Raw genomic sequence first — 16,222 nt, 5'->3', positions numbered from 1 at the left:
CACGGGCAACTTCAACCACACGGGTGGCTGACGCGCACGATCAGTTGACCTCGCGGTTGAGCCCGTCCCAGTAGGGCGATCGGAGCTTGAACTTCTGCACCTTCCCGGTGGCCGTGCGCGGGATCGCGTCCCGGATCTCCACCGACGTCGGGGCCTTGTACCCGGCCAGCCGCTCCTTGCAGTGCGCGATCAGCTCGGCCTCGGTGGCGGAGGCGCCGTCCGCGAGCACGACGAGCGCCTTGACCGTCTCGCCCCACTTCTCGTGCGGGACGCCGATGACGGCGGCCTCGGCGACCGCCGGGTGGTCGAACAGCGCGTCCTCCACCTCCACCGACGACACGTTCTCCCCACCCGTGATGATCACGTCCTTCTTGCGGTCGGAGATGACCAGGTGCCCGTCGTCGTCGACGTGCCCGCCGTCGCCGGTGTGGAACCAGCCGCCGTCGAGGGCCTGCGCGCTGGCGCCGGGGTTGTCCCAGTAGCAGTCCATGACCACGTTGGAGCGGGCCAGCACCTCGCCGGTGTCGGAGATCCGCAGGCGGGCGCCGAGCGCGGGGGCCCCGGCGCGGGAGAGCTTGCGGGCGCGCTCCTCGTCGGTCAGCCCGTCGTCCTCGGGGCGGGTGCGGTTGAACGTGAGCAGCGGGGCGGTCTCGGTCAGGCCGTAGATCTGCAGGAACTCCCAGCCCAGCTCGGCGGTGATCCGGGCGATGACGCGGCTGGGCGGCGGGGCGCCCGCGCACACCACGCGCACCCGGCCGCGTCCGGGGATCTCGCCGTCCCAGCGGGCGGCGGCGTCGAGCACCGCGCTCCACACGGCGGGCGCGCCGCAGACGAGGGTGACGCCGTGGTCGCGGACGCGGCGCAGGATCTCGTCGCCGTCGACCTTGCGCAGCACGACCTGCGGCACGCCAAGGCCCGCCAACCCGTAGGGCATCCCCCAGCCGTTGCAGTGGAACATCGGCAGGACGTGCAGGTAGACGTCCCGCTCCCAGGCGCGGGTGTGCAGGGCGAAGGTGACGGCGTTGATCCACACGTTGCGGTGGGTGAGCTGCACGCCCTTGGGGCGGGCGGTGGTGCCGGAGGTGTAGTTGACGGTGGCGGTGGCGTCCTCGTCGGGGTCGCGCCACGGGCGCGGGGCGACGCCGAAGAGCATCAGCTCCTCCTCGGTGTGCGCGCCGAGGGTGAAGCGGTGCGGGGCGCGGACTCCGCCGAGTTCGAGCTCGGGGTCGACGAGCAGGGCGGTGGCCCCGCTGTGCTCGACGATGTAGGCGACCTCGGCGGGCCGGAGCCGGTAGTTCACGGGCACGCAGACGCGCCCGCTGCCGGGCACGGCGTGCAGGAGTTCGAGCAGCCGCGCCGAGTTGGGGCTGACCACGGCGATCCGCTCGCCCACGCCGACGCCTAACGCGTCGAACCCGGCCTGCCAGGCTCGGACCCGGTCGGCGAACCCGGCGTAGGTGCTGGTGGGGACGGGTGGCGCGGGCTGGTGCGGTTCGTCGACGGCGGCGGTGGTGGAGGCGAAGGCGACCTCGGCCCGCTCCAGGAAGTCTGCGACGGTCAGCGGTACGCGCATCCACCGACGTTATTCTGCGGCCGGGTGCGCTGACCAGGAACGATGCGTCTCAGTTGGCGGCGGATCGGTTCAGTGCCGCCCCTCTCGGCGCCGCCCCGCCCGGAAGGCCCGTCACTCGCACAGCAGCAGGTACCGCCGCCCGAGGTCCTGGGGCGGCCGGGCCCGGTCCGCGCGGCCCGCGATGAACCGGGCGAGGTGCTGGTCGGCGACCTGCACGGGTTCGGCGAACACCGCGTGGCTGACGTTCTCGTCGTGGTCGGGCGTGCTCAGCGAGCCCTCGTACCGGTAGAAGGAGCGCCGCGCGGGCAGGAGCGCGCCGAGGTCGAACGAGGTGGGCGCGCCGCCGTCGCCGTCGGCCTCGTACCGCAGCAGCACGGAGACGACCAGGACCTGGAGGGCGCGCTCGGCCCGCACGTGCACCGCGTGCAGCTCGGCCTGCTGCTGCTCCCCGTCGACCCAGTGCTCGCCGGGCCGGTGGAAGTGCACGTTGGCCAGCCGGTACGCCTCGCCGCCGAGCACGGCCTCCTGCGCGACGACGGGCCGGAACCGGTGCCCGTGCGCCTCGGAGACGACGTCGAACCGCTGGCTCCCCTTCTCCCACCGCAGGTCGAGCGACCCGCTGGAACCGGGGACGACGACGGGCGACCTGAGGTTGACGGGTGACTGCCAGGAGGAAGGGGTGCGCACAGGGGCAGAAGACCAGACCCCCGGTCCCCGCGCCGGTCAGCTCACCCGTTGGTGGGGTTTGGCCGGGATGGGCGGACCGCTCACCAGGTGCTCGGGTCGCCCCAGGTGCGCACCGGCCCCTCGCCGGTCACCGGAACGGCCACCAGCTCGGGCAGCGAGACCCCGACCGGCCGCCGGTCGAGCGCGCTGGCCAGCGGGTCGCACGGCGTCGGCTCCCCGTTGCAGATCAGCACGGCGGCCCCCGCGCGGGCCGCCAGCGGCACCAGGTCCGAGGCCGGGCTGACCACCAGCGACGTGCCCGCGACCAGCAGCAGGTCGCAGTCGACCACGGCCGCCCGCGCCGCCCGCAGCACGTCCGGGTCCAGCGGCTGCCCGAACGCGACCGTCGTGGCCCGCAGCACCCCGCCGCAGGCCGGGCAGTCCGGGTCGTCCTCCCCGTCCCGCACCCGCTCCAGCGCCTCCCGCATGTCCCCCGGCGACCCGCAGTCGGTGCACGCCGTGCGCAGCAGCGACCCGTGCAGCTCGACCACCCGCCGCGTCCCGGCCCGCTGGTGCAGCCCGTCGACGTTCTGCGTGAGCAGCGCCCGCAGCCGCCCGCCGCGCTGGAGCTCCACGAGCGCCCGGTGCGCGGGGTTGGGCTCGGCGACCCACATGGGGTGGTGCAGCCGGGCCCGCCACACCCGCCGCCGCACCCCGTGGTCGTTCAGGTACTCGTCGGGCGTGTAGGACCGCCCCGCCTCGGTGACGCCGCTGAGCGAGCCGTGCGGCCCCCGGAAGTCCGGGATGCCCGACTCGGTGGAGACCCCGGCCCCGGTCAGCACCGTGATCCGGCGGGCGGCGGCCATCGCTTCCTGGGGCATCACCACACCACCGTGTCACGTCGCGCACCGGGACCGGGAGCCGGGTCGGCGTACATAATTCCCCGTGACAGGGGCAGGTGGTGGCCGTGGGGCGGTGGGGTTCGGGCGGTCGGGTCGCCGGGGTGGTCGCGCTGGTGCTGGGCGTGCTGGCGGGGGTCGTGGTCGTGGGGCAGGCGGGGCGGTCCGGCCCGTCCGCCTCGGCGGGCGCCGGGCCCGGCGAGGTGGTGGCGGGCTTCCTCGGGGCGCTCGCCCGGAACGACCTGGGCGCCGCGTGGTCGGTGGTGGCGCCCGCGGAGGCCGCCGTGGTCGTCGACCACGGTCGCGCGCTCGTCGCCGAGGGGAGCAGGGCGGGGCTGGTCGGCGCCGTGCCCTCGGTGCGCGGCGCGGACGTCGTGGTGGGCGGGACCAGGCGGATCACCGAGCGGCTGGCCGTCACCGGCGTGGTCGGCGGGTGGCTGACGGCGTCGAGCACCGCCGGGGACGTGGTGACCGGGCGGCTCGCGAGCGCGCTGGGGGCCGCGCCGTCGCCCGGGGGCCAGGACTGGACGGTCGACTTCGGCGCGCGCGGCGCCGGAGCGGTGGAGATCGCCACCGTCGAGGTGGGCGGCCGGTGGTACGCGAGCGTGCTGCACACCGCCGTGCACGCCCTGCTCAAGGGCAACGGGCTCGACTGGCCGCGACGGGGGATCGCGCCGAGCGCCGGGAGCTCCCCCGGCGCGGCCGTGCGGCGGTTCACCGGGGCGCTGCTGGCGGGCGACCTGGCGGCCGTGATCGCGCTCCTGCCGCCGGACGAGATGGCGGCCGTCCAGGCGGCCGGACCGGCGCTGGTGGACCTGGCGGGACCGGTGCCGGGCGTGGTGGGCGTGCGGGACGTCGAGGTCGACGTGACCGAGACCGCCGAGGGCGCCCGAGCGGTGGTCCGGGCGCTGACCCTGACGACCGGGGGCGTGAGCGGCCGGTTCAGCCGCGAGGGCGCCTGCTACGTCCCGGACACCGGGGCCCGGCCGCTGTGCGCGAACGACCTGGCCGCCCTGCTCACCCCGCCGCACGCCCCGCCCGAGACCCCGGACGTCCTGGCGCGGCTGTTCGACCGGCTGCTCACCGAGGGGGTGCCGCTGGTGACCACGCGCTCGTCCGCCGGGTGGCACGTCAGCCCGGCCCGCACGCTCGCGCAGGCCCTCCTGACCGCGGCCCCCGCGCTGACGCCCGCCGACGTCGGGGTGCTGCTGGCGGCGTTCTGAGCGCGACCGGCTACCCGAGCACCGCGGCGGGCGGCGGCCCCAGCAGCAGCACCTTGCGCGCCGCGCCTGCCAGCGCGTCCGCCAGCTCCACCTCGGGCCCCGCCGTCAGCAGCGCGGTCTCCCCTGCGGCGCGCGCGAACCGCTCAGGGTCGACCTCCGCCTCCGCCCGCAGCAGGAGCACCGAGTCGCCGACCCGCTCGGGGAAGTCCTCCGGGTCCACGTCGACCTGCCCGAGCGTGAACGGGTGCACCACGATCTCCACCGCCAGCACCCCGCCGCGCAGCTCCTGCCGCGCCCACCCGTCGCTGCCCATCAGGAACAGCACGCCGACGCCCTCCACGCAGTGCCTGCGCAGCGCCGCCGCGGCCCGCTCCCCCGGCGTCCCGGCGGGGTCGACCAGCAGCACCGGCACCGGCACGCCCGGCTCGTCGGGGCGCACGCCGTCGACCAGCCGCAACCGGGGGCTCACCTCCGCCCGCCCGCGCTCCGGCCGACGATCTCCCACGGCACCGGTCCGGTGGTCGCCATCCAGGTCACCCCCTGCGCGATCCGATCACCCAGGCAGCCAGGGTAGCGGCCACCACCAGGCCCGAGGCGATCACGGCGGACCACCCGAGCGCGGGTCCGAGCTCGACCCGCCCGCCGAGCGCCCCGAGCACCGCCCCGACCGGCGGCGTCACCCCGAGCGGGTAGGCCGCCACGGTCAGCGCGAGCGCCGCCACCGCCGTCCACCCGGCGCGCACCAGCACAGGTCGCGCGCACAGCAGCCCGACCCCGACGCCCGCGACCGCGCACACCAGGTTCGCCGCGAGCCCGGTCAGCACCACCGGCGGCGGGTAGGGCCTCGGCTGCGTCAGCACCGGCGCCAGCGTGCCGACCACCGCCGCCCCGCAGGCCCACACCAGCGCCGCCAGCGCCACCCCGACCCGCGTCCGCGCCCAGCCCGCGGCGGTCGTGGTGACCGCGTGCCGCACCGGGTCCTCGGTCCCGGCGACCACGACCGCCAGCCACACCGACACCGGGTACAGCAGCGCGCTCGACCCGATGTAGGACTGCGGCGCCTCGCCCGCGTCCCCGGCGTAGAGCATGGCGAGCACGGCCAGGAGCAGCAGCACCGGCGGCAGGAACCGCTGCCCGCGCGCGACGTCGGCCACCAGGTAGCGCACCAGCGCGAGGAGCCTCACGACCGCACCCCGCGCACCGAGCAGCCCAGCCGCAGCGCGAGTGCCAGCACCTCGTCGCTGCGCCCCGGCTCGACCTCCAACCGCACCGCGTCCCCGCCCCGCTCGGCCACCAGCACCCCGTCCGCCGCCTCGACCTGCTCGAACACCGCCCCCGCCCGGTCCAGCTCGACCACGACCACCCGGTCCCGCCCGCCGCCGAGCACGACCTGCCGCGCCCCGGCCAGCTCGCGCCCGGTGTGGTCGGTGACCAGCACCCCGACCCCGTCCGCGCACGCCGCCTCGACCAGCCCGGCCAGCGCGGCGCCCGCGCGGGCGTCCAGCCCCGACCACGGCTCGTCCAGCACGACCAGCCCACGCGCGTGCAGGGCCTGCGCGAGCGCGACCTTCTGCGCGTTGCCCTTGGACAGCGCGGACATCGGCCCGTCCGGATCACCCGCGAACCCGAGCGCCTCCACCAGCTCCCACCGGCCGGGGACCCCGCGCACCGCGGCGAGGTGGCGCAGGTAGTTCCGGGCGGAGAAGCGCACGTCAGGGGGGAACCGCTCGGGCAGGTAGCCGACGTCGCCGACGCGGGCGACCCGTCCCTCGTCCGGCCTGACCAGCCCGGCCGCGACGCGCAGCAGGGTGGACTTGCCGACCCCGTTGCCGCCCGCGACCACGACCAGCCCGCCCGCCGCGACGTCCAGGTCGACCCCGCGCAGCACCCAGGGCCCGCGCCCGTACCGCTTGCCGACCCCGTCGAGCCGGACCGCGCCCGCCCCCGCGCCCCCAGGTCCCGCACCGCCGCGCCCACCGCTGTCCCGACCCACCGAACCCCGCCCCCAGCCGCTCATCCGCGACACCCTCCCACCGACCCGCTCGGCCCCTGACGTGCCACGCCGCCCGCGTCCACCCGCCCCAGCGGGGTCCCGCACCCGAGCCGCGCGCCTTCCCGCCACCTCGGACCAACCTCGCGGGTCAGCTTGAACCCCCATACAGGACACGCGTACTGTTTAGGGCGAGAGGGCGCCGCACCCACAGGTGCGGAAGACTCACGGATGTTCCCCTACCGACTTATGCGCGTCACCAGAGTCACCAGATGGAGTTGGACGTGACTGCACCAGCGAGCAAGGACAGCTTCGGCGCCCGCGGCACGCTCTCGGTCGGCGACGCCTCGTACGAGGTGTACCGACTGAGCGCCGTCGAGGGTGCGGAGCGCCTGCCGTACAGCCTGAAGATCCTGCTGGAGAACCTGCTCCGCACCGAGGACGGCGCGAACATCACCGCCGACCACGTGCGCGCGCTCGGCGCCTGGGATCCCAGCGCCCAGCCGAACAAGGAGATCCAGTTCACGCCCGCGCGGGTGGTCATGCAGGACTTCACCGGCGTGCCCTGCGTGGTCGACCTCGCCACCATGCGCGAGGCCGTGACCCAGCTCGGCGGCGACCCGGCGAAGGTCAACCCGCTGGCCCCGGCCGAGCTGGTCATCGACCACTCGGTGATCGCCGACATCTTCGGCCGCCCGGACGCCTTCGAGCTGAACGTGGACCTGGAGTACGAGCGCAACAGGGAGCGCTACCAGTTCCTGCGCTGGGGCCAGACCGCGTTCGACGAGTTCAAGGTCGTCCCGCCGGGCACCGGCATCGTCCACCAGGTCAACATCGAGCACCTGGCCCGCGTGGTCATGGTCCGGGGCGGCGTCGCCTACCCGGACACCCTGGTCGGCACCGACAGCCACACCACCATGGTGAACGGCATCGGCGTGCTGGGCTGGGGCGTCGGCGGCATCGAGGCCGAGGCCGCGATGCTCGGCCAGCCGGTGTCGATGCTGATCCCGCGCGTGGTCGGCTTCAAGCTGCACGGCGAGCTGCCCGCGGGCGCGACCGCCACCGACCTGGTGCTGACGATCACCGAGATGCTGCGCAAGCACGGCGTCGTCGGCAAGTTCGTCGAGTTCTACGGCTCGGGCGTCGGCGCGGTGCCGCTGGCCAACCGCGCCACCATCGGCAACATGAGCCCGGAGTTCGGCTCCACCTGCGCGATCTTCCCGATCGACGGCGAGACCATCGACTACCTGAAGCTGACCGGCCGCTCGGCCGAGCAGCTGGCGCTGGTCGAGGCGTACGCCAAGGAGCAGGGCCTGTGGCACGAGGCCGACCACGAGCCGGTGTACTCCGAGACGCTGTCGCTGGACCTGTCGACGGTCGTCCCGTCGATCGCGGGCCCGAAGCGCCCGCAGGACCGGATCGAGCTGGCCTCGTCCAAGACCGCGTTCCGCCAGGCGCTGGGCGCGTACGTCTCCGACAGCGAGCCGACCTCGGCCTCCAGCGTGGACGAGGCCGTGGAGGAGACCTTCCCGGCCAGCGACCCGATCTCGCCCGAGGGCGGTGACAACGGCGGCGCGCCGCGCGTGGTCCACTCGGCCGCGACCGGCAGCGAGGGCCGCCCGTCCAACCCGGTCAAGGTGACCCTGGACGGCAACGAGTTCGAGCTGGACCACGGCGCCGTCGCGATCGCCGCGATCACCTCGTGCACCAACACCTCGAACCCGTCGGTGATGATCGGCGCGGCGCTGCTGGCGAAGAAGGCCGTGGAGAAGGGCCTGGAGCGCAAGCCGTGGGTCAAGACCACGCTGGCGCCCGGCTCCAAGGTCGTCATGGACTACTACGAGCGCGCCGGCCTCATGCCGTACCTGGAGAAGCTGGGCTTCCACCTGGTCGGCTACGGCTGCACCACGTGCATCGGCAACTCCGGCCCGCTGCAGGACGAGATCAGCGCGGGCATCAACCACGGCGACCTCGCCGCGGTGTCGGTGCTGTCGGGCAACCGGAACTTCGAGGGCCGGATCAACCCCGACATCAAGATGAACTACCTGGCGTCCCCGCCGCTCGTGGTGGCGTACGCGCTCGCAGGCTCGATGGACAAGGACATCACCACCGAGCCGCTGGGCACCGACAACGAGGGCAAGCCGGTCTACCTGGCCGACATCTGGCCGTCGCCGCAGGAGGTCTCGGAGGTCGTCAGCTCGGCGATCTCGCCGGAGGGCTTCGCCAAGGGCTACGAGAACGTGTTCTCCGGCGACCAGCGCTGGCAGTCGCTGCCCACGCCGACCGGCAACACCTTCGAGTGGGCCGACGACTCCACCTACGTGCGGAAGCCCCCGTACTTCGAGGGCATGGAGATGGAGCCGAAGCCGGTCACCGAGATCAGCGGCGCGCGCGTGCTGGCGCTGCTGGGCGACTCGGTCACCACGGACCACATCTCCCCCGCCGGTTCGATCAAGGCCGACTCGCCCGCGGGCAAGTACCTGACCGAGCACGGCGTGGACCGCAAGGACTTCAACTCGTACGGCTCGCGGCGCGGCAACCACGAGGTGATGATCCGCGGCACGTTCGCGAACATCCGCCTGCGCAACCTGCTGCTCGACGACGTCCAGGGCGGCTTCACCCGCGACTTCCTGGCCGAGGGCGCGCCGCAGACCACGATCTACGACGCGTCGGCGAGCTACGCCGAGGCGGGCGTGCCGCTGGTCGTCCTGGCGGGCAAGGAGTACGGCTCGGGCTCGTCCCGCGACTGGGCGGCCAAGGGCACCTCGCTGCTGGGCGTGCGCGCGGTGATCACCGAGTCGTTCGAGCGCATCCACCGGTCGAACCTGATCGGCATGGGCGTCCTGCCGCTCCAGTTCCCGGCCGGCGAGTCCGCGTCGTCGCTCGGCCTGGACGGCACCGAGGTGTTCGACATCTCCGGGGTGACCGAGCTGAACAACGGCGTGACGCCGGAGACGGTGAAGGTCGTCGCGAAGAAGGCGGACGGCGGGGCGGTGGAGTTCGACGCGGTCGTCCGCATCGACACCCCCGGTGAGGCGGACTACTACCGCAACGGCGGCATCATGCAGTACGTGCTGCGCAAGATGGTCCGCAGCTAGTCCTGAGCGGTGCGGGAGGGGCCGTCCGCGCTTCGGCGCGGGCGGCCCCTCCCACGTCACCGGTTCAGCAGATGTAGGCCGTGTGCTGCGCCCACCACTCCAGGTGCGGCGCGGTGTTCGCCCCGACCCGGCCGTCCACCACGAGCCCCGCGCCGAGCGCGTTGGCGCACTGCTGGAACTTGATCACCTTGCCCTCGGTGTCCGGCCCGAAGTCCCCGTCCACGGAGATGCTGTGGTAGGTGCCCGAACTGATGGCCCAGTTCAGCAGGCACTGCACCCGCCTGACGTAGGCCCCGCTGTCACCCCGACCGATGTCCCGCGCCGCCGCGGACTGGCAGTTGTGCAGCGCCCCGATCCCACCTGGCGCGGCCACCGCCGTCCCACCCGCGAGCACGACGCTGAACAGCGCGGCCAGCAATACCAAAGCTCGTCGACCCATGACTTGTCCCCCTAGCTCTCGACACACCGGAAGTGCGGATCTGAACTGCGGTTTCCCACCCGTGGCGCTCAGCAGGCGAAGTCCTCGGGGTGCTCGGCCCACCACAGCAGGTGGAGCATCGTGGCCATCCCGAAGCGGCCGTCCACCACGAGCCCCGCGCCGAGCGCGTTCGCGCACTGCTGGAACCGGACCAGCCTCCGGGTGGTCTCCGGCCCGGAGATCCCGTCCACCGGGAGCGGCTCGTACTCCGGCGGGCGGAGGACCAGGTTCAGCAGGCACTGCCCCCTGCGGACGACCGGATTCGGTTGCCCCGGACCGGGGTTCGGCACCAGGTGCCCCGGCGGGCAGTCGACCTCCGCGACCCGAGCGGACGCAGCCGCCCCGCCCGCCGTCCCCACGCCGAACAACGCCGCGCACAGCACCACGAGCAGCGCAGGCACCCCTCGTCCCATCACGCTCCCCCCACCCGCCGCCCTTCGCCGGGTCGTCCCATGCTCGGCCGCCCGTCGTCGCCGGGGCAACTTCTTCGAGCAGGCTCGAAAACCCCGCCCGGACCAGCCGGTCCACCACGGCGGCCCACTGCGGCCCCTCCGCTGCGGCACCAGCTGCCCTGGTAGCGCCCCACCCCCTACCAACGGACCGGGGCCCGATACCAAGCGCCGATTCACCACCGTCCCCGCTCCCCTACCGCCACCACCGTGAAAGCACTGGAGCTCCTCGGCGCCTTCCTCGCCCTGAACGGCCTGCTGGGCGCGGGTCGCGACCTGCTCGGGTTCGGCCCCGGCGGGGTGATCTCGCACGTCCCCGGCGTCACCGGCGACGAACTGCTCGCCAACGCGCTCGTGCTGGTGGCCGGGGTCGCGCTGACCGCGTTCGCGCACAGCAGGCTGCGGGACGACGACGTGCGCTGATGCCCGCCGCGCCCCGCCGCGACCGGCTCGTGGACGCCGCGTTCCCCGCCCTCGCCGCCGCGTACGCCCTGCTCCACCGCACCCAGCTCACCGACCTCCCGCCCCCGCTGCTGCGCGTGGACCCGGAACTCGCGCCTGCGGAGTCGGTGGTGCTCAGCGTGGTCCTGTACGCCGGGGTGACCGGCTGGGGCGCGTCGGTGCGGGCGCACCGGCAGCCCGTGGGGTCGTTGCGCGAGCGCGCCGAGCGGGCCGATGCTGTCGCCGTCGGTCATCCGGCAGCTCATCGCACGTGGTGGACACCGACGCCGGACCGCGCCGGGAGCGGGCGCGGCGGGCGCTGGACGGGCTCAGCGGGCGGGAGCTGGCGCGGGACGCTGGCCTGGCCTGGCCTGGCCTCAGACGTCGTAGTCCCCGTCGCGCACGCCCGCGACGAACACCGCCCACTCCTCGTGCGTGAACACCGCCGTGCCCGCGTCGGGGCGCAGGTTGTTGCGCACGAACACGGCGTCGTCGGTGAACCGGGTCTCGACGCAGGTCCCGCCGTTGGTGGTGCGACGCGGCAGGAACCACTCATCGCGCTTCAGAGGCATGTCCCGAGTATTTCACCGCTGTCCCGGCGCAACGCCGACGAACGCGCGCATGTGCTCGGTGCTCGCCTCCCGGCTCAGCGCCATGCCGCGCAGCAGTTCCAGGTGGCGCGTGGCGCGCTCGACCACGGAAGCCTTGTCCTGCACGGTCTCCCGGCCGTAGCTGTCGGTCAGCAGGATGTCCGGCGCGGGCGGCGGGAACCGGTGCAGGGTCGCGAGCATCCCCCGGAACGCGTGCGGGCCGCCGTCGAACGGCATGACCTGGATGACCACGTTGTCCGTGGTGGTGTTGAAGCGGACCAGGCGCTCGACCTGCTCGCGCATGACGTCGTCGTCGCCCACGGTGGTCCGCAGCGCGCCCTCGCCGAGGATGCACCAGTAGCGCAGCGGCGGGCGCTCGACGCGGGTCAGCAGCTTGCCGCGCTCCATCCGCAGCGCCAGGAGCTTCTCGACCTCGTCGGGTTTGCCGTTCCAGGACCAGTCGAGCAGCGCCTTGGCGTAGGCCGGGATCTGGAGGATGCCGGGGATCAGCTCGCCCGAGTAGCAGATCGACGAGATCGCCTGGGCTTCCAGGTCGACGATCCGCCGGTGGTTGTTGGGCACGGTGGCCGCCGTGTAAGGGCCGGGTGCCCGCCGTCCGCGCGAGTTCCGCGCGAACAGCAGGAGCTCACCGCGCTCGTCCCCCATGACCCCGTAGTGGTCGAGCAACCGCTCCAGCTCGACGGGCTTGGGCCGGGACCGCCCGGTCTCCAGGTCCCCGATCTTGGAGATGGTGCACCCGAGCAGCACGGCGGCCTGGTCCCGCCCCACCCCGGCCTGCTCCCGCATCCGCCGCAGCGTGGCCGCGATCTGGATGTGCTCGGGCTGAACCTGCCGCATGTCCTCACGTCCCCCTCGCTGGCACGGTGGCGCAATCTAGCGCCTCTCCCACACGAGCAAAGGTCACCCAACTGGGTAAAAATGTCCTCTCCTGCGCACGTAGCTGACGTGCGGCGCCCCCGCCGACCTCCGGGAGCCGCGGGCGCGAGGCGCGCGCCCCGCTCACCACAACGGCCGCACCGCGCTGAACCCGTTGGCCCAACGGGGTCTCCCCATCCTGCCCGCCGACCACCCCCAGGTATCTTCGGCCGCTGCGGAGAGGAGGCCCGTGGTCCTGTTCCTGTGGTGGCTGCGCAACGACTCCCTGGGCCGCACCAGGGTCTGGTTCCCCCTCGCCCCCGCGCTGGCGCTCACCGCGACCTGGACCCTCTTCGCCTGGCCCGACGGCCTCACCACCGCCCTGCTGGTCGGTTTCGCCGTCACCGAGGTCGCCGTCGACCACGTGTGGTGGCGCCGCGACCGGCGCGCGGAGGGCATGAACCGCGAAGAGCTGTGAACGGGCCCGACCGCTGAGGAGAAGCGGCCGGGCCCGTGGGATCAGGACGGCCGAGCGCCGCCCGGAGCGGGGCTCACCCGGTGGCTTGCGCCAGCACCAGCGCGAACCGCCCCTCCGAGTCGGTCCACCACCGCCGCACCGCGAACCCGGACTCCCCCAGTTCGCGCTCCAGCCCGTCGCGCCGGAACTTCGCCGACACCTCCGTCCGCAGCTCCTCCCCCTCCGCGAACCCGACCTCGATGCCCAGCCCCGGAACGGGAACCCGCATCGCCCGCTCGGCCCGCAGCCGCATCTCGATCCACTCCCGCTCCGGGTTCCACCGCGCGACGTGCGCGAACGCGTCCGGGTCGAACCCCGCGCCCAGCTCCCGGTTCAGCACCCTCAGCACGTTCCGGTTGAACGCGGCCGTCACCCCGGCCGGGTCGTCGTACGCCCGCACCAGCACCTCGGGGTCCTTCACCAGGTCCGCGCCGAGCAGCAGCCACTGCCCGGCCCGCAACGACTCCCGCACGGCCGCGAAGAACTTCCCGCGCTCCTCGGGCAGCAGGTTCCCGATCGTGCCGCCGAGGAACGCCACCAACCGCCCGTCCGACACCGGGAGCGCGCCGAGGTGCTGGGTGAAGTCCCCGACCACGCAGCGGACCTGGACGCCGGGGTAGTCGTCGGCGAGCCCGGACGCCCCGGCCAGCAGCGCCGACTCGGACACGTCCAGCGGCGTGAACCGGCGCAGCGTCGGCCGCAGGGCGTCGAGCAGCAGCCGGGTCTTCACCGAGAACCCCGAGCCCAGCTCCACCAGCTCCGCCGCGCCGGTCAGCTCCGCGACCTCGCCCGCCCGCGCGGTGAGGATCTCCCGCTCGGCCCGCGTCGGGTAGTACTCGGGCAGCCGGGTGATGTCCTCGAACAGCGAGCTGCCCACCTCGTCGTAGAACCACTTGGGGGACAACCACTTCGGCGTGTCGGCCAGCCCGGCCGCGGCTTCCTCGCGCAGCGCGCGCGCCGCCTCGTCGGGGGTCAGTCGCACGTCAAGCTCGGTCATCGTCGTCCTATCGCTCGAACGTCCACAGTAGACTCAGAGGCAGACTCGGAGGCCACCACGACCGAGCGGTCGGGCGCCTCGCGCCAGCCGTCACCGGTGTCCAGCGGCTCGGAGGCCACCAGCACCCCGCCTTCGTCCCGCCTGAACCACAACGAGTGCGTCCAGGTCGTGCCGACCACGACCCCGTGGCCGAGCAGCAGCAGGTTCAGCCGCGAGCCGGGGGCGGCGGCGTCCACCTCGCGCAGCACCGACACCACCGCCTCCTCGGCGCCCGCCCCGGACCGCAGCCGGTCCTGCACCAGCGCCCACAGCAGCGCCGAGTCCGTGGGCGCGTCGAGCGTCAGCAACCGCTCCACCGGAAGCCCGGAAGCCAGCTGCGCCAACGACTTCGACCACTCGGGAACCTTGCCGTTGTGGCTGAACAGCCAGCCGTCGCCGGAGAACGGCGCGCACGCGGTCTCCACCACCGGCATCCCGACCGTGGCCGAGCGCACCGCCGCCAGCACCGCGCCCGACCGCACGACGCGGCCCAGTGAAGCCAGGTTCTCGTCCGCCCAGATCGCCCCGGCCCGCCGGTACCGGGCGACCTGCCCGTCCTCGGCGGCCCACCCGACCCCGTACCCGTCGGCGTTGACCGTGCCGCCGCGCCGCATGTCCGACGGCGCGTACGACTGGCGCTCCAGCGAGTGCGGCGGGTCGAACAGCAGCGCCGACAGCGGCACCGGCCGCCCGAGGTACCCCAGGTGCCTGCACACCTAGCCCTCCACCGCCCCGCGCGCGACCTCCGGCGACGCGTCCCGCGCGCACCGGAACCCGGCGAAGACCTGCCGCCGGATCGGGTAGTCCCAGTTGCGGAACGTCGCGCGCACCGCCACCGGGTCCGTGCCGAACGAGCCGCCGCGCAGCACCTTGTGGTCCCCGCCGAAGAACACCTGCGAGTACTCGGCGTACGGGAACACCTCGAACCCGGCGTAGCCCCGGAAGTCCGAGCTGGTCCACTCCCACACGTCGCCGACGAGCTGGTGGACGCCCAGCGGCGACACGCCCTTCGGGTAGGCGCCGACCGGGGCCGGGGACAGGTGCCGCTGGCCGAGGTTGGCGTGCTCGGGCGTCGGGTCGTCGTCGCCCCACGGGTAGCGCAGGGAGCGCCCGGTGGCCGGGTCGAAGCGGGCGGCCTTCTCCCACTCGACCTCGGTGGGCAACCGCTTCCCGGCCCACCGCGCGTAGGCCTCGGCCTCGTGGAAGCACACGTGCACCACGGGTTGCGCGGGGTCGAGCGGCGCGGTGACGCCGAACGCCCGCCTGTGCCAGGCGTCCCCGGAGCGCGACCAGAAGCGCGGGGCCGTGAGCCCGGCGCTCTGGACGTGCTCCCAGCCGGTGGGGCTCCACCAGCGCGGGTCGCGGTAGCCGCCGTCGGCGATGAACTCGGTGTACGCGCCGTTGGTGACCGGGGTGGTGTCGATGAGGAACGGCGCGGTCACCACCTGGTGCGCGGGCCGCTCGTTGTCCAGGGCCCACGCCTCGGTGGAGGTGCCCATGGTGAACGGGCCGCCGGGGACCAGCACCTCCGGCGGCCCGACCGGACCGCCGGGCGGCGGGGGCGGGGCGTGCAGCACCGGGGCGCCCGCGCGCAGCTGGTGGGTGGCCAGCATGGTCTCGTCGTGCTGCTGCTCGTGCTGCACGATCATGCCGAACGCGAACGCCCCGTCGAGCAGCCGCGCGCCCTCCAGCGGGGTGCGCTCCAGGACGTCGAAGACCTTGTCGCGCACCTCCCGCACGTAGCCGCGCGCCTCGCCGGGACCGAGCAGCGGCAGCTCGGGGCGGGCCGCTCGGGCGTGCTTGAACGCGTCGTACAGCTCGTCGATGTCGGAGCGCACCGGGTCGCGGCCACCGACGTCGCGGACGAGCCAGAGCTCCTCCTGGTTGCCGATGTGGGCGAGGTCCCACACCAGCGGTGACATGAGCTTCGAGTGCTGGCGCACGAGGTCGTCGTCGTCCACGGCGTCGGTGAGCGCGGCGCTGCGGGCCCTGGCCCTGGTGAGCTGGTCCGCGACTGTCGCGCGCAGGTCTTCCGCGCTGGTCATGAAAGGCCCCCTCCGGACTGTTGTGCAGTGCTGTCAGCGGGTTCTTCTCAGCGTTCTCCGGTCGAGCGGTGCTCGGTTCAGCGGTGCTCGCTCGGCGGCGCGGTCCTCCGGGTGCGGAGGGAGCGCGCTTCTTGTTGTGGGGCAGCTTGTTGTGGGGCAGCACGAGCCGGTTCCGCGACCGGCGCCGGGGTTTCGCGGCGCCGGGGACTGCCGGGGTGTCGTCGCGGTCGGGGCGACGGGACCCGCACCGACCTCGGGGACCTGGGGTGAGGGGCCTCGCGCGGACCGTCGGCCGGTTAGGCGGCGGTCGCGCGGGCGCGAGCGCTGCGGTGGCGCGACGT

The 16,222-nt window shown here is 74.1% G+C and carries 16 protein-coding genes and 1 pseudogene; 4 read left to right on the top strand and 13 right to left on the bottom strand.

The features are described from left to right. Positions 1–40: 40 nt before the first annotated feature. The 3 genes and pseudogenes from AMIR_RS10730 to AMIR_RS10720 form a co-directional block, all read right to left on the bottom strand. The gene (locus AMIR_RS10730; protein WP_015800973.1) at positions 41–1,573 is read right to left on the bottom strand and encodes an AMP-binding protein; all 1,533 of its coding nucleotides are present in this window, start codon (positions 1,571–1,573) and stop codon (positions 41–43) included. Between the two features lie 111 nt (positions 1,574–1,684). Next, a pseudogene (locus AMIR_RS43365) lies at positions 1,685–2,275 on the bottom strand (carbonic anhydrase family protein); the annotation flags it as partial. A gap of 65 nt (positions 2,276–2,340) precedes the next feature. Continuing rightward, on the bottom strand, positions 2,341–3,120 hold the full coding sequence (locus AMIR_RS10720) for an SIR2 family NAD-dependent protein deacylase (protein ID WP_041837592.1): 780 nt from the start codon (positions 3,118–3,120) through the stop codon (positions 2,341–2,343). Positions 3,121–3,206: 86 nt separating this feature from the next. Here AMIR_RS10720 and AMIR_RS10715 point away from each other — a divergent pair, with 86 nt between their 5' ends. Next, a complete protein-coding gene (locus AMIR_RS10715) occupies positions 3,207–4,361 on the top strand; it encodes a hypothetical protein (RefSeq protein WP_015800970.1) in 1,155 nt (384 codons plus the stop codon). A 10-nt stretch (positions 4,362–4,371) separates the two neighbouring features. Here AMIR_RS10715 and AMIR_RS10710 read toward each other — a convergent pair whose 3' ends face one another. The 3 genes from AMIR_RS10710 to AMIR_RS10700 are packed head-to-tail and all read right to left on the bottom strand — an operon-like array spanning position 4,372 to position 6,378. Next, positions 4,372–4,866 carry a hypothetical protein gene (locus AMIR_RS10710; RefSeq protein ID WP_143760692.1) on the bottom strand — a complete coding sequence of 165 codons (495 nt, stop codon included), beginning with the start codon at positions 4,864–4,866 and terminating at the stop codon, positions 4,372–4,374. Positions 4,867–4,894: 28 nt separating this feature from the next. Beyond that, positions 4,895–5,545, bottom strand: coding sequence for a hypothetical protein (locus AMIR_RS10705; RefSeq protein ID WP_015800968.1), 651 nt, complete (start codon positions 5,543–5,545; stop codon positions 4,895–4,897). Then, on the bottom strand, positions 5,542–6,378 hold the full coding sequence (locus tag AMIR_RS10700; RefSeq protein ID WP_015800967.1) for an ATP-binding cassette domain-containing protein: 837 nt from the start codon (positions 6,376–6,378) through the stop codon (positions 5,542–5,544). The genes AMIR_RS10705 and AMIR_RS10700 overlap by 4 nt, the downstream gene beginning before the upstream one ends. Positions 6,379–6,635: 257 nt before the next feature. Between AMIR_RS10700 and AMIR_RS10695 the strand changes: the two genes are divergently transcribed. Next, positions 6,636–9,449, top strand: coding sequence for an aconitate hydratase (locus tag AMIR_RS10695; protein ID WP_041836692.1), 2,814 nt, complete (start codon positions 6,636–6,638; stop codon positions 9,447–9,449). A 64-nt stretch (positions 9,450–9,513) separates the two neighbouring features. Here AMIR_RS10695 and AMIR_RS10690 read toward each other — a convergent pair whose 3' ends face one another. After that, a complete protein-coding gene (locus tag AMIR_RS10690; protein ID WP_015800965.1) occupies positions 9,514–9,888 on the bottom strand; it encodes a peptidoglycan-binding domain-containing protein in 375 nt (124 codons plus the stop codon). Between the two features lie 68 nt (positions 9,889–9,956). After that, positions 9,957–10,328, bottom strand: a complete 372-nt coding sequence (locus AMIR_RS10685; RefSeq protein ID WP_041836690.1) for a peptidoglycan-binding domain-containing protein — start codon at positions 10,326–10,328, stop codon at positions 9,957–9,959. Between the two features lie 258 nt (positions 10,329–10,586). Between AMIR_RS10685 and AMIR_RS10680 the strand changes: the two genes are divergently transcribed. Beyond that, on the top strand, positions 10,587–10,799 hold the full coding sequence (locus AMIR_RS10680; protein WP_015800963.1) for a hypothetical protein: 213 nt from the start codon (positions 10,587–10,589) through the stop codon (positions 10,797–10,799). A gap of 395 nt (positions 10,800–11,194) precedes the next feature. On the opposite strand, the gene AMIR_RS10675 is transcribed toward AMIR_RS10680, so the two are convergent. Both AMIR_RS10675 and AMIR_RS10670 read right to left on the bottom strand, forming a co-directional pair. Further along, positions 11,195–11,389, bottom strand: a complete 195-nt coding sequence (locus AMIR_RS10675; protein ID WP_015800962.1) for a DUF397 domain-containing protein — start codon at positions 11,387–11,389, stop codon at positions 11,195–11,197. 12 nt (positions 11,390–11,401) lie between these two features. Next, entirely contained in the window at positions 11,402–12,265 is an 864-nt protein-coding gene (locus AMIR_RS10670) for a helix-turn-helix domain-containing protein (protein WP_015800961.1), read from the bottom strand. Between the two features lie 268 nt (positions 12,266–12,533). Here AMIR_RS10670 and AMIR_RS10665 point away from each other — a divergent pair, with 268 nt between their 5' ends. Beyond that, on the top strand, positions 12,534–12,761 hold the full coding sequence (locus AMIR_RS10665) for a hypothetical protein (protein ID WP_015800960.1): 228 nt from the start codon (positions 12,534–12,536) through the stop codon (positions 12,759–12,761). 73 nt (positions 12,762–12,834) lie between these two features. On the opposite strand, the gene egtD is transcribed toward AMIR_RS10665, so the two are convergent. Genes egtD through egtB form a run of 3 tightly spaced genes read right to left on the bottom strand, consistent with a single transcriptional unit; the run spans position 12,835 to position 15,881 of the window. Next, entirely contained in the window at positions 12,835–13,797 is a 963-nt protein-coding gene (gene egtD / locus AMIR_RS10660) for an L-histidine N(alpha)-methyltransferase (protein WP_015800959.1), read from the bottom strand. Then, positions 13,794–14,552: an ergothioneine biosynthesis protein EgtC gene (gene egtC / locus AMIR_RS10655; RefSeq protein WP_015800958.1), complete on the bottom strand. Its 759-nt coding sequence runs from the start codon at positions 14,550–14,552 to the stop codon at positions 13,794–13,796. Before egtC ends, egtD begins: the two co-directional genes overlap by 4 nt. Further along, positions 14,553–15,881, bottom strand: coding sequence for an ergothioneine biosynthesis protein EgtB (gene egtB / locus AMIR_RS10650; protein WP_015800957.1), 1,329 nt, complete (start codon positions 15,879–15,881; stop codon positions 14,553–14,555). Positions 15,882–16,222: the final 341 nt, after the last annotated feature.

It is taken from the genome of Actinosynnema mirum DSM 43827 (genome assembly GCF_000023245.1).
GTDB lineage: Bacteria > Actinomycetota > Actinomycetes > Mycobacteriales > Pseudonocardiaceae > Actinosynnema > Actinosynnema mirum.
This window is presented reverse-complemented; position numbering and strand designations above follow the sequence as displayed.